Below are 26,443 nucleotides of genomic sequence, written 5' to 3' on the forward strand. Positions count from 1 at the left end.
TTCATTCCGACGATTGGGCTGCCTTGCACGTCTCACGCTCGCTTTCCGATCAATTGTTTCGCGCATCGCCTGGCTTTGCCGCCCAGATCGTGTTTGCCGCCGCGATGCCTGCGTTGCCGCCTCCACAGAGCGCTGCATGGCCATGGTGTCGCGCCAGCCGGGAAGTTTTTTTCGAACCTCGCCCAAGGATTCCGGCGTCTCATTCGTCAGAGTTCATGAACGCCCGGAAAATCTCTTTCCGGTACCCTCGGCTGACGAGTGAAAACACCATGGTAGTGACAAAGCGCATCCGATCGCGGTCCTGGACGGGACTGGCCGAGGGACCGGGTCATGGTCCCGATTGTCCTGCTCAATACTTTCGTCCCTGAGGAAAGAGCATGGGGCGCGCCATTCAGCTTATGAGCGCAGAGGCGACTGAGCCGCCGGATGACGGCGCGACGGACGACGACCTCGTCAGTCTGGCCATACAGGGCAACCGTGCCGCCTTCGAAGCCTTGTTGCGGCGTCACTACGACCTCATGCACCGCATCGCGTGGCGCATGACCGGCTCCCAGGCGGACGCGCAGGACATTTGCCAGGATGTCTGCTGCGCACTGGTGGAACGGATCGCGTCATTCAGGGGCGAGGCGAAGTTCACGACCTGGCTGGTCGGTATCGTGCGCAACGCCTGCCACGACCACCATCGGCGTCATTCGACGTTGACGCGCCTGAAAGGCCATCTCGCCGTGCTTGCCGAAATGGCGACGCCGCCGGATGGCCGGGATTTGTTTCGTCGCAGCTGGCTCGCAAGCGAGCTGGCGCGGCTTTCGCCGCTGCTGCGGGAGACGGTCGTGCTCGTGGTCGGCGAAGGCATGACGCACGCGGAGGCGGCCACGGCGCTCGGCGTCTCCGAGTCGACCATCTCCGGCCGCATGCACGAGGTGAGGCGGCAGGCAGGTCTCGCGAAGGACATTGGCGATGAGTTCTGATCACGACATCATGCGTTTGCCCGACCCGCCGCCGCCAGCGCCGGACGCGCGTGCGGCGGCCATGCAACAGGCGCTGCTGCGCTTCGATCAAAAAAGCGCCGAGGAAAAAACGCCGACGACGGCCAAGGAATGCCGACCGACATCCGTCTCATCGAGCGAACCGCCGCGCCCTTGCGGCGGTCACGCGAGAGGTTTGTCATGAAGCGCACGCGATATCTCCTGGCCGCCAGCTTGGCCTGCATTGTTGCCGGATCGGGCGCCTATCTCCATCTCATGCGGCCGCCGCAGTTGCAGCGCGCGCAATTGCAGGTCGCCGCTGCGCCTGTCGAACAGAAGGTGGCGAGCAACGACGTCGCTCAAGCGCCTTCGACCGTGCAAGAAAAGAGGGAAAGCGAAGGTGAGGCCCGCTTACGAACGCATATCCAGACCGCTACTCCGGCCGCAAAGCCCAACCAGGAAGCCGCCGCGCCTCCGGTTGCGGCGGCGCCGCCTCCCGCCAAGCCGAATGCGGAAAATAAGGTCGCCGGCGGGATTGCTCCGCAGGCCTCTTCCACGAGGGCGCCCGGCCGGGTGCCGGCTCCCGTGCAGGGAATGGCGCCGCTTGTCGACGGCCGTAGCCGCCTTGCGGAGCGGACTGATCACAGCTCCACGCGCCCGCCGCCATTAGCATTTGCGCAGCCGATGGGGCGGGCCGACGCCTTGCTGGACCACACCCGGCGCGAGCACGTTCCTGATGCGTCCGAGCCTGTTGGCCGCGACAAGTTTGCGAATGCGCCGGAAAACGCCTTCAAGATCGCGCGCGATGTGCCCGTCTCGACGTTCTCCATTGATGTCGATACGGCGTCATACGCGTTCGTCCGCGGACAGCTCAACCGCAACATCCTGCCGCCGCCCGCGTCGGTTCGGACCGAGGAACTGATCAACTACTTCCCCTATGCCTACGAAGCGCCGGCATCGGCGAACGAGCCGTTCCGCGCCAACGTTGCCGTGTTTCCGAATCCCTGGGCGGAGGGCCGCAAGCTCATTCGCGTCGGCATCAAGGGTTATGCGCTGCAACAGGCAAACCGGCCGCGCGCCAATCTGGTTTTCCTGATCGATACGTCGGGCTCGATGGAGCCGCAGAACCGGCTGCCGCTCGTCAAGCAGTCGCTCGCTATGCTCGTGACCCAGCTGCAACCCGAGGACCGCATCGCGATCGTGACCTATGCTGGAAATGCCGGCACGGCGCTTGAACCCACGTCCGTGTCCGAGAAGGCGAAAATCCTGGCGACGATCGATCGGCTCGAGGCGCACGGCAGCACGGCGGGCGCCGAGGGCATCCGGCAGGCCTATGCGCTTGCGGAGCAGAACTTTGACGCGGGCGGCGTCAACCGCGTCATTCTCGCCACCGACGGCGACTTCAATGTCGGAATCACCAACCCTGATGAATTGAAGGGTTTCGTCGAGCGTCAGCGCGAAAAGGGCATTTTCCTGTCCGTGCTCGGCGTCGGTGCCGGCAATTACAACGACGCGCTGGCGCAGTCGCTGGCGCAGAACGGCAACGGCGTCGCCGCTTACATCGATACGATCAACGAGGCGCGCAAGGTGCTGGTCGAAGAGGCGAGCTCAACGCTGTTTCCGATCGGCAAGGATGTGAAGATCCAGGTCGAGTTCAATCCGGCGACCGTCGCCGAATATCGGCTCATCGGCTACGAGACGCGGCTGCTCAACCGCGCCGATTTCGCAAACGACAAGGTCGATGCCGGCGATGTCGGCTCGGGGCAAACCGTGACGGCGCTCTACGACATCGTCCCTGTCGGCGGGCCCCGCGTGGTCGATGATCTCAGATACGGCGCGCAGGCCCCGGCGAGCGGCGCGCCATCGCAGGCCGAGTATGCCTTCGTCAAGATCCGCTACAAGCTGCCGCGATCCGATCAAAGCGTGCTGATCACTACACCCATCGATCGCGCATCGGAGCATGGCCGCTTCGAGGACGCGCCGCTCGATGCCCGCTTTGCAACCAGTGTGGCCGCATTCGCTGAGATTCTACGTGGCGGAAAGCACACCGGCCAGTTCGGCTATGACGACGTGCTGCGTATTGCGTCGGCGGCGCGCGGCGACGATCCCTACGGATATCGCTCCGAGTTCCTTCAACTGGTACGCGCCGCCAAAACGGCGAGTGCCATGCGGCCGCTGCGACCGTGATCAGCTTTTGATTTGAGCCAGTGCGTCCATTTGGTGCAACGGAGGAAAAGTTGAGCCGCCTCCGGCCCTCCGAACCCGCCTCGGGCACATCCATGAATGTCAGACCGAAAGTTCGGCTGGCGTCATTGGTGCTCGTGGCGGCCATGGGCACCGTGGTGCGCGCCGGTTTCATCTTCGGTGCTAAACGAAAGATCGGCGGAGAAACTCTGTCAGTGGACGGGCGGGAAGGGGGCGGGCGCACGGAATGAATGCGTCGTCTGCCTGGCATGCGGCGGCCGCGGAAACCAACGCAGCTTGTGGCTCAGCCTCGATAAGCCTCGCCCGAGCGCGCACTTCAGCGCTGTTAGATTCGGCCGCCGTAGCGCCGTGTGATTCTGCGCCTTTGGTGTTTGTTGCGCGCTCGGGCTTATCCACCCGCAGCTTTACGGAGGACGTAGGGCCCGAAGCCTGCGTCGGATAATATCCTGTAATTTCAAAGGCCTATTGCAGTCGCTCACGTTTTGGTGACGTGGCAATTATGCAACAAGCGCCTACAAAACGGGCCGGCTGAGCCGTCGCGAAGCTGTCTTTTGTTGCTTGTTCGGAACTGTTCGTTTCATATCGTTGGCGCGACGGAGGGGGGCATCCCGAGGTCGTCCCGTTTTAGGTGGTTCGCTTAAGTCCCTCGCGTTCATGCGGGAGTGTCCGAAGGCGCGAAGTGGCTAAGCGGGTTTCAGGGGACAAGGGAACCAACCTTAGGGTGTTTCACCCAGCGGATCCGGAACCTTCCCTACAGAGCAACTTGGAGGTTTAACATGAAGATGGTTAAGAGCCTTATCCTCGGCTCAGCGGCGGGTTTGATCGCCATGGGCGGAGCACAGGCGGCCGATCTTCCCGTCAAGGCCAAAGCGGTCGAGTACGTGAGGATCTGCTCCCTGTACGGCGCGGGTTTCTTCTATATCCCGGGCACCGACACCTGCCTTAAGCTGGGTGGTTATCTGCGCGTCGACACCACGTTCAACGGTGGCATCTACGGTGGTCCCGCGTGGAGCGGCGACATCGGCCAGGGCAACCGCTATCGTGACTACTTCGCGGCTCGTTCGCGTCTTTCGCTGACGGTCGATACCCGCACTGCCACTGAATACGGCGTTGTCCGCACCTTCGGTCAGGCCAACATCCAGTTCAGCACGCTGGGCAACAACACGTTCAATCCGAACTCGCTGGCGACCAACCTCGGCAACAACACCAACCTGCTCGACTCTGCAGGCTCGGGCTACGTCGCCGTTGACCAGATCTTCCTGCAGTTCGCCGGCTTCACCTTCGGTAAGTCGGTTTCGGCCTTCGCTTCGCCTTGGAACGGCTATCCGGGCAACAACAACTCGTTCCTGATGGGCGGTCCCGACTACGTGACCGGCGTCAACAACATCCAGTACACCGTTCAGTTCGGCAATGGCGTGTCGGGCACCATCGGCCTGGATGAGCCGACCGTGTACAACCGCACCTCGCTGCTGAACCTCTCGAGCGGACTCGGCGGCTTCTCCACGGCCGGCGCGCAAGCCTACGGCGGCGTGCATTCTCCCGACATCGTCGGCAACATCCGTGTCGATCAGGCCTGGGGTCTGTTCCAGATCGGCGGTTTGGCGCACCTCGTGAACGCTTCCTACAACAACCTCAACGCCAACGGCACTCCGAATAACCTCTCGGAAATCAGCGGCCACCCCGAAGACAAGTGGGGCGGTGCTGTGATGGCTGCGTTGCAGATCAAGAATCTGCCGACCGGCCCCGGCGACGACTTCAAGATCGACGCCACCTACGCCAAGGGCTCCACGAAGTCGGTGGTCTCCACGAGCGGTGCCTCGCCGAGCTTCACGATGTTCGGTGATACCGGCCGCGTTGGTGCTTACCAGAGCATCGGCTTTGGTCAGACCGCTGATGGTGTGTACCTGCCTGGCGCCACCGACGGCATCAAGCTCGTCGATGCATGGGGTATCCGTGGTGCGTTCAACCACAACTGGGATCCCTACTGGTCGACCAGCCTCTGGGGCAGCTACGGTCAGGTGCGCTACGGTGGTAACGCTCTCGACATCACCTCGGCGAAGGGTGCCTGGTGCGCCAACTACAACACCGGCAAGGCCGTGTCTGCAGACTACTCCTGCAACCCGGACTTCAACTTCGCCCAGGTTGGTGTGGTCACCCGCTGGACTCCCGTCAAGAACCTGACGTTCTCGGCTGAAGTCGGTGCGTTCTTCCTCGACCAGAAGTTCACCGGTGCCGCCACTCTGACGCCGACGGCTCCGAAGCCGACCGCCGTCTACGAGTTCCGCGATCAGAGCACCGTGTTCCTGAACGTTCGCGCTCAGCGTAACTTCTGATCCCGAAAGACTTGAAACACTAGGAGAACCCCCGGCAGGCAACTGCCGGGGGTTTTTCATTGCGCCTTTACATTTGCGCGCATGTGCAGTGCGGTTGCGCACTCGCAACGATCAACGGCCGATTCCCGGCCTTCCGCGCTCGAACAAACGGCGATAGTAGCTATGTCACACGGAGCGCCTAGACTCGCCATAATATCACTCCGATTGAGACGCATTGTCGGCGAGTAGGGTTGAAAACCTGCACGTCTGCGCAACGCGCACAATAAGAAAAAAATATGGGCAAGGGACACAAGGGGGGACCGCAATGCGGGCTAATACCGATTCTCGTCTTCAAATTGGGCATATATCGCGGCTTTGGACCGCGCGCGCCGTTCGCCGGCTGTTTGCCGCGCCTTTCCGCCAGGCGGCCGCGGCGCTGATGCTGGCTGCGGTGGCGGCGCCGGCGTTAACGGATAAGGCAAGGGCCGCGCCGGGCGATAATGAGATCCGGATCGGCAACACCGTGCCCTACACCGGACCGGCCTCCGCCTATGGCGTGATCGGCAAGGTGCTGGCGGCCTATTTCGACAAGGTCAACGCCGAGGGTGGAATCAAAGGCCGCAAGATCAACTTCATTTCCTATGACGACGCCTACAATCCGACCAAGACGATGGAGGCGACCCGCAAGCTCGTCGAGGAAGACAACGTTCTCTTCATTCTCGCGGGCCTCGGCACCAACACCAGCCAGGCCGTCCATCCCTATTTGAACTCGAGGAAGATCCCGCAGCTCTTCGTCGCCTCGGGCGCGACGATGTGGGACCAGCCGCGCGAGTTTCCCTGGACCATGGGCTTCCTGCCCAGCTACCAGACCGAAGCCCACATCTATTCGCAGTACATCCTGGAGAACCATCCGCGCGGCAAGATCGCGGTGCTCTATCAGGACGACGGCTTCGGCAAGGACTATCTGAAAGGCCTGAGAGACGGCCTCGGCGGCAAGGTTCCGATCGTGGCTGAAGCGCCTTACAAGGTGACGGACGTCAACATCGATGCCCAGATCGCCAAGCTGAAGGCCTCGGGCGCCGACATCTTCATGCAGTTCACCACGCCGAAATTCGCCACCATGGCGATCAAGCGAAATGCCGAGATCGGGTGGAAGCCGATCCATTTCCTCGCTTCAGTGTCCGAATCGGTGTCGGCCGTGATGGCGCCGGCCGGCGTGGAAAACGCCGAGGGTATCATTTCGGCGATGTACCGCGTGGAGGGCGAGGACGCGCAGTCCGCGGGACCGGCAGCGTTCCGGGAGTGGAGCGCCTTCATGGAGCGCTATGTCCCGAGCGTCAGCAAGTCGAACGGCCAGGCGGTCTACGGCTATCTGAACGCCAAGCTCATCGTCGAAGTCCTGAAAATGTGCGGCGACGACTTCTCGCGCGAGAACATCATGAAGCAGGCCCGCTCGATCAAAGGCCTGCAGCTTCCGATGATGGTGCCGGGCATCCTGATCAACACCAGCCCGTCGGACCATGCCACGATCGAGCAGATGCGCCTGATGCGCTTCACAGGCGGTCACTGGCAGTTCTTCGGGCCGGTGCGCAGCGGCATCGATCCGGGCACCGTCAGCGATTCCTTCAAGACGCTGTTCAAGTACGGCACCGCGACCAAGCGCGATCTGGCCAATCAGCTCAACGCGAACACGGTGAGCTTGATGACCGGCTCGTTCGGCTCCACCTATGCCCAGATGGGCGCAGACCTCGCCTCGGTGCTCGACAACGGCACCAGCTTGCGCATCCTTCCCGTGATGGGCCGCGGCTCGGTGCAGGCGGTGGCGGACATTCTGCTGCTGCGCGGCGTCGATGCCGGCATCGTGCGCAAGGACACGCTGGCCTATCTCGACCGCAAGGACTTCGCCAAGGACATCCGCAACCAGTTTGTTTATGTGGCGAAGATGTTCAACGAGGAAATGCATATCCTTGCGCCGCGGACGATTGCCAATGTGCGCGACCTCGACGGCAAGACCGTGGTCGTCGATCTGCCTGACAGTTCGACCTTCGTGACTGCGATCAACGTGTTCGAGCGTCTCGGCATCAGGCCGCACTTGGTCTACCAGGAGCCTCGTTTGGCGGTGGACATGCTGCGCAAGGGCGAAGTCGACGCCATCGTGGCGATTGAAGGCAAGCCGGTGCAATGGCTGAACCAGATCACCGACCGCAACCTGCATCTGGTGCCGGTCGACTACGCCAAGACGCTGCAGGAGGAATATCTGCCGTCCAAGCTGTCTTCGCAGGACTACCCGAACCTGGTGGCGGATGGCAGCTCGGTCGAGACGGTTTCGGCCGAGGCGGTGCTGGCCTCGTATAATTGGGCGCCAAACAGCGATCGCTACCGCCGTCTGGCGCTGCTCGTGGATACCATGTTCGACAAGGTTGCGCAGTTGCAGCGGCCGCCATTCCATCCGAAGTGGAAGGAAATGGCTCCGCGCGCGACGGTGGCCGGCTGGACCCGCTTCAAGGCCGCACAGGAATGGCTCGACCGCAACATGCCGGCAAGCGCGTCCGTGTCCGCGGCATCGGGTGCCGTGCCGCCGCCGGCTGCCGCCACGCTCTCTCCGCAGGAACGCGATCCGCTCTATCGCGAATTCCTGGAGTGGCGCGCCAACCGCGCCAAGGCGGCCGGTAGCCGATAATCGCGACTGCCACGGCAGGGATATCGAGATAAAGATGACGAGACGGCCCGCCGCATGGCGGGCCGTCCTGTTTTGATCGCGCGTTAAAGATTGAAGTCATCATCGCACAACCGAAGCGTGCAATGACCCGGTAACGCTAATGCCCCAAATTGTCGCGATCGAACACACGATCGACTAACTGTGCGGCACGCCTGGACTTGCCACAAAATCAGTCCGATTGAGATACAATGTTGACGAGTAGCGTTCAAACGCTACCCGTCTAAGCAACGCGCAAAAAACATGGGTGTGAAAACATAGGGGGGACCGCCATGCGGGCCAGGATCGATTCGCGTCGACAGATCACGCAAATGTTGCGATCCCGGTTGGGCGCGCGCCGGCTGTGCGCCGCGTCACGGCGCAGCCTGGCGGCACTTGCACTCGCCGCCATGGCAGGAGCGACGTTCAGCACGCAAGGCGTCGCCGCGCCCCCGGCCGGCAACGAAATCCGGATCGGCAATACCGCGCCGTATACTGGTCCGGCTTCGGCCTACGGTGTCATCGCCAAGGTGGTCGCGGCCTATTTCGAGAAGACCAACGCCGAGGGTGGCATCAACGGCCGCAAGGTCAATATGATCACCTACGACGACGCGTATGAGCCCACCAAGACGATGGAGGCGATCCGCAAGCTCGTCGAAGAGGACCAGGTTCTTCTTGCGTTGGGGACGATCGGCACCAACACCAACGCGGCGATCCAGCCCTATTTGAACGCGAAGAAGGTGCCGCATCTCTTCGCCCTGTCGGGCGCTGCGGCCTGGGATCAGCCGCGGGAGTTTCCCTGGACTGTCGGCTTCCTGCCGAGCTACGCGGCCGAAGCGCAGATCTATGCGCAGTATCTGCTGGAGAACCATCCGCGCAGCAAGATCGCCGTCCTCTATCAGGACGACGGCATGGGCAAGGAGTACCTCAAAGGCCTGAAGGACGGCCTCGGCGGCAAGATTCCGATCGTGGCCGAGGCGCCCTACAAGGTGGCCGATACCACCATCGACGCCCAGATCGCCAAGCTCAAGGCCTCCGGCGCCGACGTCCTCATCGAGTTCACCACACCGAAATTCGCGGTCATGGCGATCCGGCGGGCCGCCGAACTCGGATGGAAGCCGCTGCAGTTCGCCGCCTCCATCTCCAATTCGTACTCGGCCGTGATCCAGCCGGCAGGCGCGCAAAATGCGGAAGGCCTGATGTCGGCGGCCTACCGGCTCGAGGGCGAGGACTCGGCCGCGGCCGGCGACGCGGTGTTCCGCGAATGGACCGCCTTCATGCAGCGCTATGTGCCGAGCGTCAGCAAGACCAACGGCCAGGCCGTCCTGGGCTATCTGGTCGGCAAGCTGACGGTCGAGGTCTTGAAGAACTGCGGCGACGACTTGTCGCGCGAGAACATCATCCGCCAGGCGCGCGGGCTGAAGGGCATCCAGCTTCCGATGATGGTGCAGGGCATCCTGATCAATACCAGCCCGTCCGACCACGCGCCGATCGAGCAGATGCGGATGATGCGCTTCACGGGCGGCCAGTGGCAGCACTTTGGCCCGGTGCGCAGTGGCGTCGATGCGGGCGCGGTCAGCGATTCCTTCAAGACGCTGTTCAAGTATGGCACCGCGACCAAGCGCGACCTTGCCAACCAGCTCAACGCCAACACCGTGAGCTTGATGACCGGCTCGTTCGGCTCGACCTATGCGCAGGTCGGCGCCGATCTCGCCTCCGTGCTCGACAACGGTACGGCGCTGCGCATCCTTCCCGTGATGGGCCGTGGCTCGGTGCAGGCGGTGGCGGACATTCTCTTGCTGCGCGGCGTCGATGCCGGCATCGTGCGCAAGGACACGCTGGCCTATCTCGACCGCAAGGATTTTGCCAAGGACATTCGCAACCAGTTCGTCTATGTGGCGAAGATGTTCAACGAGGAAATGCACGTCCTCGCGCCGAGATCGATTACCAATGTGCGCGATCTCGACGGCAAGACCGTCGTGGTCGATCTGCCCGACAGCTCGACCTTCGTGACCGCGATCAACGTGTTCGAGCGTCTCGGCATCCGGCCGCATTTGATCTACCAGGAGCCGCGGCTCGCCGTGGACATGCTGCGCAAGGGCGAGGTCGATGCCATCGTGGCGATCGAGGGCAAGCCGTTGCAATGGCTCAACCAGGTCAACGACCGCAACCTGCATCTGGTGCCGGTCGACTATGCCAAGACGCTGCAGGAGGAATATCTGCCCTCCAAGCTGTCCTCGCAGGACTATCCGGGCCTCGTGCCCGAGGGAGGCTTGGTCGAAACGGTTGCGGCGGAAGCCGTATTGGCGTCGTACAACTGGGCGCCGAACAGCGACCGCTATCGCCGGCTGGCGCTCCTCGTCGACACCATGTTCGACAAGGTCGCGCAGTTGCAGCGGCCGCCGTTCCATCCGAAGTGGAAGGAAATGGCGCCGCGCGCGACGGTCGCCGGCTGGACCCGCTTCAAGGCGGCGCAGGAATGGCTCGACCGCAACATGCCGCTGGCGTCAGGCTCGGCCGTCTCGTCAGCATCCGCCGCCGTGCCGGCGCTCCCGTCCGCTGTCCTTTCTCCGCAGGAACGCGATCCGCTCTATCGCGAATTCCTGGAGTGGCGCGCCAACCGCGCCAAGGCAACCGGCAACCGGTAGTCACGGCTGCCACGATTCGGCGACGGAACGGCCCGCCAGTTGGCGGGCCGCCTTATTTTGGCCCACACCGCCTGTTTTGTGCCGCGCCATCGCACCGGCTAATGCCAATTTCGCGAATCCAAATAGGGAACGAATTTGCGCAACCGCCGCGCGCATGACAGCGCGCGTGCGACAGCGTGCGATTTTGGTAACGCAAGGGCCTAAAATTGTCGCGGCCGAGCACACGATCGACTAACTGCGTGACGTGTCTGGGCTTGACACAAAAGCAATCCAATTGAGACACAATGTCTCCGAGTGGGCCTGAAACGGTACATTTTCGCAGCTCGAAAAATCACACAATCGAATTGCTCAAAGGGGGCAGGATGCGGGTTTTGATGAATACTCGTGGGGCGGGGCAATGGTCCGGGTCGGGGGCCCGTGACGTCCTACGTCGGCTTTTCACTGCGCCGCGGCGCAGCGCAGTGGCGGCAGTGGCGCTCGCCGCCATGGCGGGAGCGACGTTCGCCACGCAGGGCCTGGCGGCACCGCCGACCAGCAACGAAATTCGCATCGGCGTCACGTCGCCCCTGACCGGTCCAGCCTCCGCCTATGGCGTCATCGCCAAGGTGATCGCGGCCTATATGGACAAGGTCAACGCCGAAGGCGGCATCAACGGCCGCAAGGTCAACATGATCATCTATGACGACGGCTATGAGCCGACCAAGGTCATGGAGGCGACCCGCAAGCTCGTCGAAGAGGACCAGGTCCTCTTCACCTTGGCGACCGTCGGTACCAACACCAACGCGGCGATCCAGCCCTATCTGAATTCAAAGAAGGTCCCGCAGCTCTTTGCCTTGTCGGGTGCTGCGGCCTGGGACCAGCCGCAGGAGTTTCCCTGGACCATGGGCTTCCTGCCGACTTACGCGGCTGAAGCCCAGATCTATGCGCAGTATCTCCTGGAGAACCATCCGCGGAGCCGAATCGCCGTCCTCTATCAGGACGACGGCATGGGCAAGGAATACCTGAAGGGCCTGAAGGACGGCCTTAGCGGCAAGATTCCGGTCGTGGCCGAGGCGCCCTACAAGGTCACCGACGCCAACATCGACCCGCAGATCGCCAAGCTGAAGGCCTCGAATGCCGACGTCTTCATCCAGTTCACCACGCCCAAATTTGCGACGATGGCAATCCGGCGAAGCGTCGAGCTCGGCTGGCGGCCGAACCAGTTCGTTGCGTCGGTGTCCAATTCCTATTCGGCGGTGATCCAGCCGGCGGGCGCGCAAAACGCGGAAGGCCTGATGTCGGCGGCCTACCGGCTCGAGGGCGAAGACTCGGCCGCGGCCGGCGACGCCGTGTTCCGCGAATGGACCGCCTTCATGCAGCGCTATGTGCCGAGCGTCAGCAAGGTCAACGGCCAGGCCGTTCTCGGCTACCTGGTCGGCCGATCGGTGGTCGAGGTGCTGAAGAACTGCGGCGACGACTTGTCGCGCGAGAACATCATGAAGCAGGCCCGCGGGCTCAAGGGCATCCAGCTTCCGATGATGGTGCAGGGCATCCTGATCAACACCAGCCCATCCGACCATGCCCCGATCGAGCAAATGCGGATGATGCGCTTCACCAACGGCCAGTGGCAGCACTTCGGGCCGGTGCGCAGCGGCATTGATCCGGGCGCGGTCAGCGATTCCTTCAAGACCATCTTCAAGTACGGCACTGCCACCAAGCGCGACCTGGCCAACCAGCTCAACGCCAATACCGTGAGCTTGATGACCGGCTCGTTCGGCTCGACCTATGCGCAGGTCGGCGCCGATCTCGCTTCCGTGCTCGACAATGGCACGGCGCTGCGCATCCTTCCGGTGATGGGCCGGGGCTCGGTGCAGGCGGTCTCGGACATCCTGCTGCTGCGCGGCGTCGACGCTGGCATCGTCCGCAAGGACACGCTGGCCTATCTCGACCGCAAGGATTTTGCCAAGGACATCCGTAACCAGTTCGTCTATGTGGCGAAGATGTTCAATGAGGAGATGCACGTCCTTGCGCCGAGGAGCATCACCAACATGCGCGACCTCGACGGCAAGACCGTGGTGGTCGATCTGCCCGACAGCTCGACCTTCGTCACCGCGATCAACGTGTTCGAGCGTCTCAACATCAGGCCGCATCTGATCTATCAGGAGCCGCGCCTGGCGTTGGACATGCTGCGCAAGGGCGAGGTCGACGCGATCGTGGCGATCGAAGGCAAGCCGCTGCAGTGGCTGAACCAGGTCACCGATCGCAACCTGCATCTGGTTCCGGTCGACTACGCCAAGAACCTGCAGGAAGAGTACCTGCCTTCCAAGCTGTCCTCGCAGGACTATCCGGGCCTCGTGCCTGAGGGCGGCTTTGTCGAGACGATCTCGGCCGAAGCGGTGCTGGCCTCTTACAACTGGGCCCCGAACAGCGACCGTTACCGTCGCCTGGCGCTGCTGGTCGACACCATGTTCGACAAGGTCGCGCAGTTGCAGCGGCCGCCGTTCCATCCGAAGTGGAAGGAAATGGCGCTGCGCGCGACGGTATCCGGCTGGACCCGCTTCAAGGCGGCGCAGGAATGGCTCGACCGCAACATGCCGCTGGCGTCAGGCGCTACCGTCTCGTCGGCATCCGCCGCTGTGCCGCCACCGCCGCCGTCGGCTGCGCCGGCTGCCACCGCGTTCTCTCCGCAGGACCGCGATCCGCTCTATCGCGAATTCCTTGAGTGGCGCGCCAACCGCTCCAAGGCCGGAGCGCCTCGCTAATTGCGGGTAACTAGGTTGCAACGACAAGACGGCCCGCTTCGGCGGGCCGTCGCTTTTTTGGGGGAGGCTGGCGGTCACTGCCTGGAACGCTGCGACCATCGGCTCTCCAGCCTGCGGGTTTCATTCGGCCGGTGAGGCGGCAAAGGCGGCGAATGGATGGCGTTATGCCGACAACGCAGGGCTCAGCCGTATAAAATAGTGTATCGGCAAGCAGCATAGCGCCGGACATGGTCCCGCGCCGCCATACCAAAAGCTTTTCGGAGGAAATTCATGTCGGCTCTGCCACTTTCGGGCATCAAGATTCTCGACCTGACGCGGGTGCTCGCGGGCCCGCTGTCGGCGCAGATGCTCGCCGATCTCGGCGCCGAGGTGATCAAGATCGAGCGCCCCGGCGGCGGTGACGATGCCCGCGCCTTCGGCCCGCCCTACCTGAAAGACCCTGAGGGCAAGGCCAACAACAACAACTCGTTCTACCTCTGCGCCAACCGCAACAAGAAATCCGTCACCGTCAACATCGCGACGGCGGAAGGCCAGGACATCGTCCGCGAGCTCGCCAAGAACTGCGACGTGATGATGGAGAATTACAAGGTCGGCGATCTCAAGCGCTACCGGCTCGATTATGAATCGATCAAGGCGATCAACCCCGGCATCATCTATTGCTCGGTGACCGGCTTCGGCCAGACCGGCCCTTACGCGCCGCGCGCCGGCTATGACGCAATCCTGCAGGCGATGGGCGGCTTAATGAGCGTCACCGGCCATATCGACGGCGAGCCCGGCGCCGGACCGATGAAGGTCGGCCCCTCGATCGTCGATTACATGACCGGCATGAATTCCTCGATCGGCATTCTCGCCGCGCTCTACCACCGCAAGGCCAATGGCGGGGAGGGGCAGCATGTCGACGTCTGCCTGATGGATACAGTGATCGCTTCACTGTCGCATTGGCTGCAGATCTACCTCGTCAACGGCCAGACCCCGCCGCGCCGCGGCACCTGGGGCAATGGCGGCATGCCTGCCGGGGTGTTCCGTTGCACCGATGGCGAGCTGATGCTGGTGGTCGGCAATGACGGCCAGTTCCAGCGCACTTGCGCCGTGCTGGGCGCGCCCGAGCTCGCGACCGATCCGCGCTTCCTCAAGAACAACGACCGCGTCGTGCACGGCAAGGAGATCATGGCGATCTTCGCTGGGCTGTTCCTGAAAAAGCCCGTGGCGTATTGGCTGGAAGAGCTGGAGAAGGCCGGTGTGCCCTCCGGTCCGATCAACAATTTCGAGCAGGTCTTCAACGACCCGCACGTCCAAGCGCGCGGCATGCGAGTCAAGGCCAATCACCCCTTCGAGCCCGATCTGTCGCTGATCCGCAACGCCATCACCTTCTCCGGCACCCCGGTGAAGGAATATCGCGCGCCGCCGCTGCTCGGGGCCGATACGAAAGACGTGCTGGCGACGATCGGCTACGACGCCGCGAAGGTGGAGGCGTTGAAGGAGAAGAAGATCGTCTGATCTTCTCTCCGTCAGCGCAGGCCCTGCTGATTTATCAGGATCCTGTGGATCTGGATGAACTCCGGCAGCTCGATCAGGAATTCCGGATCGCGGTCCAGATGATGCACCTTGGTCGGTTCGCCCTTGGTGAAGGCGGTCATCGATTGAAGGTCGCTCCAGTAGGAGATTGTCGTGAACCAGCTCTCCTGGTCACGGTCCTCCCGGAACAGCTGCACACCCAGCGCCGTCTTCTCCAGTGGCGGAATTCCTTCCGCTCGGATGTAGGCTTCATAAGCGTCGGCGATTTCTGGCTGCGTGCGGCCGCGCCAAATGCGGGCGATGGTCGGCTGGGTCGGCATCGGCTTCTCCGTCCTGAGCTTGGTCCGCCATAACGGCCGAGCCGTCTGGCACGTTCCCGGTCGAAGGAGCCAGGATGCAAGAAGGCCGCCCCAACCGGCGGCCTCCTTAAATCATCGTCCGCACCGGTTAGCGCTTCTGCTGCGCATCCGCGACGGCGCCCCGCATCTGCGTCGCCACCGTCAGGTCACCGATCTTCTTTCCCATATCCCGTCCGGCTTCGGTGGAGAAGCGGTAGTGGAAACCGGCAAAGATGCGGGCGCTGGAAACCTCGTTGCTATAGTCCTGCAGCCGCGTCCATTTGCGCGTGACGCCGGCCGCGGTCGGGCTGGTCAGCGTGATCTCGCCGACCTCGTCGCCCACGATATTCTGCAAAACCGTGGCAACGGTGCTGGAGATGATGCAATGGGCGCAGGGGTATTCCGGGTGCATTGGCGTTGTGCCGAGCGGCTGCCATGAGGCCTCGCGCGGGGTCGCCGGGTTCGACGTGAGGTCAGCATTCCGGATGGCCGTGATGGGACGCCAGAGATTGTAGGCATATTTGGCATCGAACACCGCGATGAAGGCGTCGGCGGTGGCGATCGAGGTCAGTGCGTAGAGGCGGGCACAGTCGACCAGGTCCATCTTCCTGTTGGTAGCGATCTGGCGGACGATCGCATTATAGGTCCGGGGTCCCGTGAACAACCAGAAGCGGGCGATCGTCGTCTGCTCAGGCGAGCGCTTGGCGCTGACGCTGCTGCCGATCTCGCGGATTTCGTTCAGATCTCGCGTCCAGGTTTCCGACGTCAGCGCGGGAGGCGGCGGGGCGCGAAACTGCGACGCGCTGGCCATCACGAACGGCCTGACCTTCGGGCTCGTGGACTCGATCGGTATCGTGGTCGGCACATAGACACCGGCCGTGGTGGCGGGGCGATAATCTTCCGGTGTCTTGCTACCGTCATTTTCCCGCAACGCGATCACTCCGGCGGCGGCCTGTTTGCCGAGTTCGATACCTTTCGATCTCGCCTCATTGTCGGCGATCCCGGCAAGCGAGGCCGCAAGCGCAGCATCGAGATCCGTCTTCTTGTCGGGATGCTGCGCCAGCAGCACGTCATGGGCCGCTGCCGCGGCCGCCGCTTCCCTTGACGTGGCCTTATCGGCGGTGAGGTTGAGCTTATAAGGTGCGTAGCGCCGCTCGATGGCATTGACCGCTTCGAACATCGCGATGTGCAGCATCGCCTGTCCACGGCTATTCGGCGCGTTCAGCAGTTGCTTTTCGGCGGCGAGGGCGTCGGCCTTGGCGTTCCAGTCCATGATGACGTCGCCGCGGGCGACGGTGGCAAACAGCGTGGCGGCGAGCACGCTGCCGACCAGAAGGGCCTGGGGAAATCCTGATCCTGGCTTCATGGGAACTCTCCTGCATGTCGCCCGCGGAAAGTCGGGCTTCTCGGAAAAGTCCCACATTCACGGGCACGGCAGCCGTGAAGATCGGGTGAAATTGTGCTGAAATGCGCTGGACTGCCCGTGAACCCGGGCCTGCCAGCGCATCACAAACATGGCCGATATCAAGAGCTATCGCTTTGGTCCATTCCTGGTCGATCGCCGATCGGCCTGCTTGCGCCGCGAGGGCATCGCCGTCCCGCTGCGGCCAAAATCCTTCGATGTGCTGGTGTATCTCGCGCAGCACCCCGGCCGGCTCGTTGCGAAGGCGGAGTTGATCGACAACGTCTGGCAGAACGTCAACGTCACGTCGAACTCGGTGGTTCAGTGCATCAAGGAGGTCCGCCAGGCGCTGCAGGACGACAGCCAGGCGATCATCGAAACCGTCTCGAAGCGCGGTTATCTGTTTGCGCCACCGGTTATCGCCGTCGACAGCGACGGCGAACATGCTTCGAGCGCAAGCACTACGGCGATCGACACCGATGCAAGCCGCGCGCTGCCGTTACCCGATCGTCCCTCGATCGCGGTGCTGCCGTTCGACAACATGAGCGGCGATCCGGACCAGGAGCACTTCGCCGACGGCATATCGGAAGATCTGATCACCGGGCTGTCGCGCGTCCGCTGGCTATTCGTCATCGCCCGCAACTCGACCTTCGTTTACAAGGGCCGCGCCGTCGATATCAGGGACATCGCGGCGAAGCTCGGCGTCCGCTATGTGCTTGAAGGCAGCGTGCGCCGGGCCGGCCAGCGGCTCCGCGTCAGTGCGCAGCTGATTGATGCGATAACGGGCGGCCATCATTGGGCCGAGCAATACGACCGCGAGCTCGGCGACATCTTCGCGATACAGGACGAGATCACCAGCAGCGTGATCGCCTCGATCCAGCCGCGCCTGCTCGCAGCAGAGGGTGTTCGCGCGTTGTCACGCTCGCCGGGCGATCTTGGCGCATGGGAGCTGGTGGCGCGCGCACAAACCCATGTCTGGCGGCTGACCCGATCGGACAATGAAGCCGCGATCGAAGCGCTCAATCGCGCTGTCGAAGCCTATCCGGACTACGCGCCCGCGCGGAGCCTGCTTGGCTTCTGCCTGGTGTTCTCGGCGCATAATGGCTGGATCGATCGCGACCAGGGCTTGCAGGCCGCCCGTCCGCATATCGTCCGCGCGATTGCGCTCGACGATTGCGACCCCTGGGCGCAGATCGCGCTCGGCTATTGGTCGATGATGGCGTGGCGCACCGAGGAATCGCTCGCCGCGTTCCGGCGGGCCGTCGTCCTCAATCCGAGTTCGGCAGCCGCGCATTGCTATCTCAGTCACGGGCTCGCCTTTTCGGGAAGGTGCGATGAAGCGATTGCGCACGGCAGGGAAGCGATCCGGCTGAGCCCGCTAGACCCGGACACGGCCATGTTTCTCGGCGGCATTACCGTCGCCAATTATCTCGCCGGCCGATATGCCGAGGCCTTTGAGACATCGGAACAGCTGTTGCGGCTGCGCCCGGGCTTTCATGGCGCGCAACGCCTGCGCTGCGCGAGCCTGGCCCAGATGGGGAGGGTGGAGGAGGCCCGGCAATCGCTCGCGGCCCTGCGCCTTGAGCAGCCCCAGCTCTCGATCGACTGGATCAAATCCAGCGTGCCCTATCAGACGCCTGAACTGATGGAACACTTCCTCGCGGGAATGCGCAGGGCCGGGCTGACATGAGGCCGGCGACAAAGTGCGTAGGGTGGGCAAAGAGCGCCAGCGACATGCTCACCATCCACCACCGAGCGTGCTGCTTGAGGGTGGCACGCTTTCCGCCTTCGCTCTCTGAGCTAGGTGAGACAAGGCGCTTTGCCGACCTCTACGATTTTCAATCCTCATGGTGAGCAGGCGCGTCAGCGCCGTCTCGAACCATGTGGCCACAGTCGGGCCTGCATCCTTCGAGACGCGGCGAAGACGCCGCTCCTCAGGATGAGGTCGAACATTTTGCCCGACGGGCAAATAATTTCCGATTTTCGGAAATGGCGTCAAGCTGCAAATTTCCGAGAATCAGAAATATTTCGCTTCCGTTTTCACCCAAATCAGCGGCATAACTGCGCCCGTCTCACCGCGGGATGAGGGGCGTTGGCCATCGTCACTGACGCGCGGGGAGATGCGATGGACGCCGATGCCGTAACTGACGAGTCTGGCTGAGGCGTACGGTGAAGTCGTGTGGTTCTGGCGCCGTGGTGCTGGCGTTAAGCCCGAAGGTAGCGAAAGCCGCTCGCGGGCGACGGAGGCAAAAGAGCCGTTCTCCGGGAAGAGCACGAAGTAAACCGTAAAGCCATTGCGCAGGGAAGGCCGGGATGCTCCCGCCGAACCTGTATGCTCGTGTGCATGCTTTTTGCTATGCGCAACCGCACACGAGACCGCGGGTGCGGCGCGCGCCCGGTCTTCCCTGCGCCCTCACAATGAAGAGGGCGGGAAAGTTTCAGCAAGCCTCGGGCAATCCATGTCGCGAGATTGCCGCCTTATACCCAGTTGTCGTCACCCGCGCAGGCGGGTGATCCAGTATTCCAGAGACACCGATGATAGAACCGAGAAGCCGCGGCGTACTGGATCCCCCGCCTGCGCGGGGGACGACGGCTGTGTGCGCCGCTAGCAGCGTTCGCAATGACGGCTCAGAGGTCCTGCCGTGTCAGCCGTCCTTGCGGCATCGCCGACCGAGCAGGCGCCTTCTTCGCCGTAGCTTCGCCACCCGTCAGCGCCATCACCGAGACCGCGACCACGCGGTCGACGATGGCATCCACGTCATTGAGGTCGCATTGGCCTTCCGACAGCCGGATCAGCCGCTCCTTTTCCCGGATGGTGTGATGCGACATCGCGAGCGCAAAGTGCAGGCCCCAGTAGAGATCGGCGTCATCACGGCCCGGCATCGCCCGGCGCATCGCGGCGATGAATTTCCGCAAGTGATCGACCTCGCGGTTCTTGATGCGACGGATCGGCGGCACCGATTCAATCGAGGCACGGATCATGAAGCGCGCGGCAGTCGAGCCCTCGCGGTCCGGGCCGAGGCAGCCGCGCAGGGTGGGGCCGACCAGCGCGTGCAAAATGGCGTCGATCGGGGCGCGGCCGCCGCCCTTTTCCTCCGCCAGTTTCAACTCGTTGAGCCGCTCGCGGTTGGTGGCAAGGCTGCGGGTGACGAAGAGTTCGGCGATCAGTTCGTCCTTGGAACCGAAATGATAGTTCACCGCGGCCAGGTTGACGTTCGCCTCCGCGACGATGTCGCGCAGCGTCACGTCGCCGAAGCCGCGATCGGCATAAAGCTTTTCCGCGGCGGCAAGGATGGCAGACCGGGTCCGATCGCTGGACATACCTGGCTCCCATTCGGGGAGTTGCAATTCAAACAGTTGTATGAAACTATCGTTTGAAGGACCGGAAATGTCAAGAACGTCTGCAAACGTTTCGCATCTCCGGCAGGCCGACATTGTCAGCGGCATCTGCAAAATGGCTTGCGGGCCATCGGCGGCGGGCGGACAGTTGCGGCGCAACGGTTTCAGAACGAGGACGAGGAGCGCCCCATGAATTTCGACATGTCAGAGAAGCAGAAGGAATGGCTGAACCGCGTGCGCGCGTTCATGAACGCGCATGTTCGTCCCGCGGTGCCGATCTACAAGCAGCAGGACGCCGAGGGCGAGCGCTGGAAGGTGATTCCGGTCCTGGAAGAGCTGAAGAAGAAGGCGCGCGCCGAAGGCCTCTGGAACATGTTCATGCCGCCGAACGCGCATGAGGACGACGAATTCCGCGGTGCGGGATTGACCAACCTGGAATACGCGCCGCTCTCCGAGGAGATGGGTCGCATCTCCTGGGCTTCCGAGGTGTTCAACTGCTCGGCGCCCGATACCGGCAACATGGAAGTGTTCATGCGCTATGGCACCAAGGAGCAGAAGCGCAAATGGCTGCGTCCCCTGATGGACGGCGAAATCCGTTCCGCCTTCCTGATGACCGAGCCCGCGGTTGCCTCCTCTGATGCCACCAACATCGAAACCCGCATCGAGAGCGACGGCGACCATTACGTCATCAATGGCCGCAAATGGTGGTCATCCGGCGTCGGCGATCCCCGCTGCAAGGTCGCGATCCTGATGGGCAAGACCGATCCGAAAGCCGCAAAGCACCAGCAGCAGTCGCAGATCCTGGTGCCGCTCGACACGCCCGGCATCAAGGTCGAAAAAATGCTGCCGGTGTTCGGCTTCGACGATGCGCCGCACGGCCATGCCCAGGTGCTGCTTGAGAACGTTCGCATTCCCAAGGCCAACATCCTGCTCGGCGAGGGCCGTGGTTTCGAGATCGCGCAGGGCCGTCTCGGCCCGGGCCGCATCCATCACTGCATGCGCACCATCGGCAAGGCCGAGGAGGCGCTGGAGAAGATGGTGCGGCGGCTTTCCTCGCGCACCGCGTTCGGCAAGAAGATCATCGAACATTCGGTCTGGGAGCAGCGCATCGCGGAAGCCCGTATCGATATCGAGATGAACCGCTTGCTGTGCCTCAAGGCCGCCGACATGATGGACAAGGTCGGCAACAAGACCGCGCAGCTCGAGATCGCCATGATCAAGGTGGCGGCGCCGAACATGGCGCTCAAGATCATCGATAACGCTATACAGGCGTTCGGCGGCGGCGGCGTCTCCGACGACGCTGGCCTGGCGGTCGAGTACGCCCATGTGCGCACGCTGCGGCTCGCGGACGGTCCTGACGAGGTGCATAACCGCGCCATTGCCAGACTTGAACTTCGGAAGTATGCAAACGCTACGAACCATTAATAAGGGGAGGGCGGACGCAACGCTCTCTCAGCCGTCATTCCGGGATGGTCCGAAGGACCAGACCCGGAATCTCGAGATTCCGGGTTCGATGCTTCGCATCGCCCCGGAATGACGGACAATAAAGTAAGGGAGCGTCATCGTGGCGGACGGCGTCAGGAAAGACGAAGAGTTCTCAGGGACAAAGGAAGTCGAGGAGCGCCATCGCATCAACGAGGCGAACCTCGATGGCTGGATGCGCGAGCATGTCGAAGGCTATCAGGGGCCGTTGAAAGTCCTGCAGTTCAAGGGCGGCCAGTCCAACCCGACCTACAAGCTGGAAACGTCGTCGCGATCCTACGTGATGCGCCGAAAGCCGTTCGGCAAATTGCTGCCGTCGGCGCATGCGGTCGACCGCGAATTCCGTGTCATCGCGGCGCTCGGCAAGCAGGGCTTTCCGGTCGCGAAGGCTTATGCGCTGTGCACCGATGATGCCGTGATCGGCGCGGCCTTCTACATCATGTCGATGGAAGAGGGCCGGGTGTTCTGGGATCCGACGCTGCCGAGCCAGACCCCGGATAACAGGCGAAAGATCTTCACCAGCAAGATCGAAACGCTGGCAAAACTCCACGTCTTCAATCCGGAAGCGATCGGGCTTGGCGACTTCGGCAAGCCCGGCAATTATTTCGCGCGTCAGATCGACCGCTGGACCAAGCAGTACCGCGCCTCCGAGACGCAGCACATTCCGGAATTCGAGAAGGTCGCCGAATGGCTGCCGCGGACGGTGCCGGGGCAGGCGCGGATTTCAATCGTCCACGGCGACTATCGCCTCGACAACATGATTTTCCACGTGACGGAACCGCGCGTGCAGGCGGTGCTGGACTGGGAACTGTCGACGCTCGGCGATCCCATGGCCGACTTCACCTATCTCTTGATGCAGTGGACCATGCCGGGCCTCGCTGGCGCCGATCTCAAGGCGCTCAACATCCCGAGCGTGGAAGAAGCCGCGCAGATCTACTGCGACGTCACCGGCATGGAAGTGCCCGATCTGAACTGGTACTTCGCCTACAACATGTTCCGCCTCGCCGGCATCACGCAGGGTATCGCGGGACGGATCCGCGACGGCACCGCGGCCAATGCCAAGGCGCTGGAGTCGGCGGCGCGCACCGTGCCGCTGTCGAAATCTTCCTGGGAATACGCTCAGAAGGCCGGCGCGACTTAACCCTACTGCGTCATAGCAAAACCTCATCCTGAGGAGCCCGCGAGAAGCGGGCGTCTCGAAGGATGTAGGCCACAGACGGGGCCTCATGGTTCGAGACGCGCGTTCCGCGCTCCTCACCATGAGGGAATCCACTTGGCTCTGTCCCCAAATATTCGCGGCAGCCTGCTTATGGCGGTGTCCATGGCCGCGTTCACCGCGAACGACTCCATCACCAAAGTGGTGTCGTCCGAGATGAACTTCGGCCAGGTGATCCTGGTGCGCGGGCTGTTCGCGATGGTGCTGGTCGCGGCCTTCGCATGGTATCAGGACGCGTTGCGCCCGCTGCGGACGCTGATGATCAAGCCGGTGGTGCTGCGCGTCATCGGCGAGATCGGCGGCACGCTCGCGTTCATGGTCGCGCTGGTGCATCTACCGCTCGCCAACACTTCGGCGATCCTCCAGGCGCTGCCACTTGCGATCACGCTCGGCGCCGCGGTGATTTTCGGCGAGCCGGTCGGCTGGCGGCGCTGGTCGGCGATCGCGGCCGGCTTCATCGGCGTGCTGGTCATCGTGCGGCCGGGGCTTGCCGGCTTCAGCCAGTACTCGCTGTTCGCATTGGTGTCGGTTGCCTTCTGCACGCTGCGTGACCTCGCGACGCGGCGGATCCCCGCGAAGATCCCGTCGCTGTTCATCACCTTGCTGACGACGGTGACGGTAACGAGCGCCGGCGGCGTCATCCTCGTTCCGCTCGGTGGCTGGAGCCCGCCGTCGGCCACCGCGCTCGGCCTGCAGGCGTTAGCCGCGGTGCTGCTCTTGATCGGCTATCAATGCATCATCTCGGCACTGCGCACCGGCGACATCTCGGCGGTGGCGCCGTTCCGCTATTCCGCGCTGCTATGGGCGATGTCGCTCGGTTATCTCGTGTTCGGTGACGTGCCCGACGCGATGATGGTGACGGGCGCCGCGACCATCGTCGCCTCCGGCCTCTACGCCTTCTACCGCGAGCGCATCCGCCACCGCGCGCTGGCGGCGGAATCCTCCGGCTCGCCGCCGGAGGGGGTGTGATCGTGATGGCGTCCGTCATTGCGAGCGAAGCGAAGCAATCCATCGCGCCGCATATGCGGAGAGATGGATTGCTTCGTCGCTTCGCTCCTCGCAATGACGAACTAAACCGGCTTGCCCGTATACGGCATCGACGCAGTAAGGCCGCCGTCGACCGGGATCGCCTGGCCGTTGACGTAGGACGCCTCATCGCTCGCAAGGAACAAACCCATCGCCGCGAGCTCGTGCGGCTGGCCGGCGCGCTTCAAGGGATTGAGCTGGCCGATCTTGTCTTGGGTGCCGCGCTCCTTGGCGCGGTCGAACACCGGCTTGGTCATGCCGGTCTCGATCAGGCCGGGGCAAACCGCGTTGATGCGCACGCCGGTGCCAGACAGCGAGTAGGCGGTTGTCTGCACCAGGCTGATGACGCCGGCCTTGCTGGCGCCATAGGGGTGACCGCTGGCGCCGGCCTTGAGCCCCGCGACCGAGGCGGTGCAGACGATCGAGCCGGACTTCTGCTTGATCATGTGCGGCATCGAATGCTTGATCGCCAGAAACGGCCCGATCAGATTGACGCGCAGCACTTCCTGCCAGTGTTCGACGGTCTGCTCGGCGAGCGGCACCAGCCCGCCGCTGACGCCGGCATTGGCCCAGATCGCATCGAGCCGGCCATAGTTCGCCACCGCCTTGTCGATGAACGCCTTCACGTCCGCTTCCGAGCCGGCATCGGCCATGACGGCCTCGACGGTGCCGCCGGCATCACTGACCAGCTTGGCGGTCTCCTTCACGCCGTCAGTCTTGTCGACGATGATGAGCTTCGCGCCTTCTTTGGAGAACAGCACCGACGCAGCGCGCCCGATGCCGCTTCCAGCACCGGTAATGACGACGGATTTGCCTTCGAGGCGGCCCATGAGTCTCTCCCTGCAGTGTTATGCGCGTCGGCGTCTGCCGCCTTGCGGAATTCAAACAGAATTTCAAACGTCAAGTCACTTGAGGCGATGAGTGCTCTGACGTACAGCGTCAACGAACAGTATTGAAGGGACGTTGCGATGTCCAATGCAGACAGACCGCGGATGACGACGACGCGATGGTGGTGGGTTCGCCACGCGCCGGTGCGCGAAGACAATGGCTGCATCTACGGGCAGAAGGATCTCGGCTGCGACTGTAGCGATCGCATTGTGTTCGAGGCGGTCGGAAAAATCCTGCCGCGTGGCGCGGTCTGGTATGCAAGCAACCTGAAGCGCACGCACCAGACCGCAGCAGCGATCTGGGCCTCGGGCTTTCCGAAGCCGTCGGATATGCCGCATGTGAACGCGTTCGCCGAGCAGCATCTTGGCGAACTGCAGGGCATGAATCGCGCGGCATTTTACGCGAGCCTGCCGGCCGGCCGCCATTGGCTTACCGGTGTTGACGAAGCCGCACCCGGCGGCGAGAGTTTCATGGATCTCTATAACCGCGCCTGCGCCGCCATCGAGCGCATCAACGCCGAGCACGCGGGAAGGGACATCATCGCCGTCGCGCACGGCGGCACGATCCGGGCGGCCATCGGTCTTGCGCTCGGCGGCCAGCCGGAGAAAGGCCTCGCCTTCGATATCGACAATTGCTCGGTCACGCGGCTCGATCATCTCTCGAGCGCCACTTACACCGGCTGGTGGCTGCCGATGGTGAACCAGCAGCCCTGGATCGCCGACGCCTCGCACAACGCGATGCATCAGCCGGCAGGCCCGGAGGTCGCGCCGCCGGAAACGAAGCTCGCTTGAGCCTTGAGTTGTCGCGGGCCGTAAAGGCTGCTTAGTTCGAATTCAAGACCAATCCGGCATCGCGCCGGATCAACATCGGGGAGAGAGACATGAGCTTGTTCGACATGACCGGGAAAGTCGCCGTCATCACCGGCTCCACGCGCGGCATCGGTCGCGCCATTGCCGAACGCATGGCCGAGCACGGCGCCAAGGTCGTAATCTCCTCGCGCAAGCAGGACGTCTGCGATCAGGTCGCCAAGGAGGTCAACGAAAAGTTCGGCAAGGGCACGGCGGTTGCGATCGCCGCCAACATCTCGAACAAGGAAAACCTGCAGAACCTCGTCGACCAATCCAATCGCGCCTTCGGCAAGATCGACGTGCTGGTCTGCAACGCCGCGTCCAATCCCTATTATGGTTCGCTCGCCGGCATCTCCGACGATCAATTCCGAAAAATTCTCGACAACAACATTGTTGCCAACAACTGGCTGATCAACATGGTGGTGCCGCAGATGATCGAGTGCAAGGACGGCTCGATCATCATCGTCTCCTCGATCGGCGGCCTGAAAGGCTCGACCGTGCTCGGCGCCTACGCGATTTCGAAGGCGGCCGACATGCAGCTCGCGCGCAACCTCGCCTGCGAATACGGTAAGCATAACATCCGCGTGAACTGCATCGCGCCGGGCCTGATCAAGACCGATTTCGCCAAGGCGCTGTGGGACAATCCGGAGACGCTGAAGGCATCCACCGCGCGCTCGCCACTGCTGCGCATCGGCGTGCCCGACGAGATCGCGGGCGCTGCAGTGCTGATGGGATCGAAGGCCGGCGACTTCATGACGGGGCAGACCATCGTGATCGACGGCGGCGCGACGATCAGTTGAGGTGAGCGGACACGCCTGCCACG

The 26,443-nt window shown here is 63.0% G+C and carries 18 protein-coding genes; 14 read left to right on the plus strand and 4 right to left on the minus strand.

Annotated features, from left to right (window positions below; genetic code table 11):
• Nucleotides 1–377: 377 nt before the first annotated feature.
• The 8 genes from QA643_RS16030 (at nt 378) to QA643_RS16065 (ending at nt 15,063) form a co-directional block, all read left to right on the plus strand.
• Nucleotides 378–968, plus strand: a complete 591-nt coding sequence (locus tag QA643_RS16030; RefSeq protein WP_283034081.1) for a sigma-70 family RNA polymerase sigma factor — start codon at nt 378–380, stop codon at nt 966–968.
• Nucleotides 958–1,170, plus strand: a complete 213-nt coding sequence (locus QA643_RS16035) for a hypothetical protein (protein ID WP_283034082.1) — start codon at nt 958–960, stop codon at nt 1,168–1,170. Before QA643_RS16030 ends, QA643_RS16035 begins: the two co-directional genes overlap by 11 nt.
• Nucleotides 1,167–3,152 carry a VWA domain-containing protein gene (locus QA643_RS16040; RefSeq protein WP_283034083.1) on the plus strand — a complete coding sequence of 662 codons (1,986 nt, stop codon included), beginning with the start codon at nt 1,167–1,169 and terminating at the stop codon, nt 3,150–3,152. The genes QA643_RS16035 and QA643_RS16040 overlap by 4 nt, the downstream gene beginning before the upstream one ends.
• Nucleotides 3,153–3,946: 794 nt before the next feature.
• The gene (locus tag QA643_RS16045; protein WP_283034084.1) at nt 3,947–5,503 is read left to right on the plus strand and encodes a porin; all 1,557 of its coding nucleotides are present in this window, start codon (nt 3,947–3,949) and stop codon (nt 5,501–5,503) included.
• A 418-nt stretch (nt 5,504–5,921) separates the two neighbouring features.
• Nucleotides 5,922–8,162: an ABC transporter substrate-binding protein gene (locus tag QA643_RS16050; protein WP_283034821.1), complete on the plus strand. Its 2,241-nt coding sequence runs from the start codon at nt 5,922–5,924 to the stop codon at nt 8,160–8,162.
• A gap of 347 nt (nt 8,163–8,509) precedes the next feature.
• Nucleotides 8,510–10,825 carry an ABC transporter substrate-binding protein gene (locus tag QA643_RS16055; protein WP_283034085.1) on the plus strand — a complete coding sequence of 772 codons (2,316 nt, stop codon included), beginning with the start codon at nt 8,510–8,512 and terminating at the stop codon, nt 10,823–10,825.
• 461 nt (nt 10,826–11,286) lie between these two features.
• Nucleotides 11,287–13,566 (plus strand): ABC transporter substrate-binding protein, encoded by a 2,280-nt coding sequence (locus QA643_RS16060; RefSeq protein WP_349253274.1) that lies wholly within the window; start codon nt 11,287–11,289, stop codon nt 13,564–13,566.
• Between the two features lie 270 nt (nt 13,567–13,836).
• On the plus strand, nt 13,837–15,063 hold the full coding sequence (locus tag QA643_RS16065; protein ID WP_283034086.1) for a CaiB/BaiF CoA-transferase family protein: 1,227 nt from the start codon (nt 13,837–13,839) through the stop codon (nt 15,061–15,063).
• 11 nt (nt 15,064–15,074) lie between these two features.
• Here the strand turns inward: QA643_RS16065 and QA643_RS16070 are convergent, their stop codons facing one another.
• Together QA643_RS16070 and QA643_RS16075 are read right to left on the minus strand one after the other, a co-directional pair.
• Complete coding sequence (locus QA643_RS16070) at nt 15,075–15,401, minus strand: hypothetical protein (RefSeq protein ID WP_283034087.1); 327 nt, start codon at nt 15,399–15,401, stop codon at nt 15,075–15,077.
• Between the two features lie 127 nt (nt 15,402–15,528).
• Entirely contained in the window at nt 15,529–16,785 is a 1,257-nt protein-coding gene (locus QA643_RS16075; RefSeq protein WP_283034088.1) for a vanadium-dependent haloperoxidase, read from the minus strand.
• 148 nt (nt 16,786–16,933) lie between these two features.
• Here QA643_RS16075 and QA643_RS16080 point away from each other — a divergent pair, with 148 nt between their 5' ends.
• A complete protein-coding gene (locus QA643_RS16080) occupies nt 16,934–18,511 on the plus strand; it encodes a winged helix-turn-helix domain-containing protein (RefSeq protein WP_283034089.1) in 1,578 nt (525 codons plus the stop codon).
• A gap of 938 nt (nt 18,512–19,449) precedes the next feature.
• Here the strand turns inward: QA643_RS16080 and QA643_RS16085 are convergent.
• Nucleotides 19,450–20,142, minus strand: a complete 693-nt coding sequence (locus QA643_RS16085) for a TetR/AcrR family transcriptional regulator (protein ID WP_283034090.1) — start codon at nt 20,140–20,142, stop codon at nt 19,450–19,452.
• A 207-nt stretch (nt 20,143–20,349) separates the two neighbouring features.
• On the opposite strand from QA643_RS16085, the gene QA643_RS16090 reads away from it, so the two are divergent.
• The 3 genes from QA643_RS16090 (at nt 20,350) to QA643_RS16100 (ending at nt 23,827) form a co-directional block, all read left to right on the plus strand.
• Nucleotides 20,350–21,585 (plus strand): acyl-CoA dehydrogenase family protein, encoded by a 1,236-nt coding sequence (locus QA643_RS16090; protein ID WP_283034091.1) that lies wholly within the window; start codon nt 20,350–20,352, stop codon nt 21,583–21,585.
• 139 nt (nt 21,586–21,724) lie between these two features.
• Nucleotides 21,725–22,783 carry a phosphotransferase family protein gene (locus tag QA643_RS16095; protein ID WP_283034092.1) on the plus strand — a complete coding sequence of 353 codons (1,059 nt, stop codon included), beginning with the start codon at nt 21,725–21,727 and terminating at the stop codon, nt 22,781–22,783.
• Between the two features lie 180 nt (nt 22,784–22,963).
• Nucleotides 22,964–23,827, plus strand: coding sequence for a DMT family transporter (locus QA643_RS16100; RefSeq protein WP_349253275.1), 864 nt, complete (start codon nt 22,964–22,966; stop codon nt 23,825–23,827).
• A 101-nt stretch (nt 23,828–23,928) separates the two neighbouring features.
• Here the strand turns inward: QA643_RS16100 and QA643_RS16105 are convergent, their stop codons facing one another.
• The gene (locus QA643_RS16105) at nt 23,929–24,714 is read right to left on the minus strand and encodes an SDR family oxidoreductase (protein ID WP_283034094.1); all 786 of its coding nucleotides are present in this window, start codon (nt 24,712–24,714) and stop codon (nt 23,929–23,931) included.
• Between the two features lie 138 nt (nt 24,715–24,852).
• Here QA643_RS16105 and QA643_RS16110 point away from each other — a divergent pair, with 138 nt between their 5' ends.
• The gene (locus QA643_RS16110) at nt 24,853–25,563 is read left to right on the plus strand and encodes a histidine phosphatase family protein (protein WP_283034095.1); all 711 of its coding nucleotides are present in this window, start codon (nt 24,853–24,855) and stop codon (nt 25,561–25,563) included.
• Nucleotides 25,564–25,652: 89 nt separating this feature from the next.
• On the plus strand, nt 25,653–26,420 hold the full coding sequence (locus tag QA643_RS16115; protein ID WP_283034096.1) for an SDR family oxidoreductase: 768 nt from the start codon (nt 25,653–25,655) through the stop codon (nt 26,418–26,420).
• Nucleotides 26,421–26,443 lie beyond the last annotated feature (23 nt).

Source organism: Bradyrhizobium sp. CB3481 (genome assembly GCF_029714305.1).
Lineage (GTDB): Bacteria > Pseudomonadota > Alphaproteobacteria > Rhizobiales > Xanthobacteraceae > Bradyrhizobium.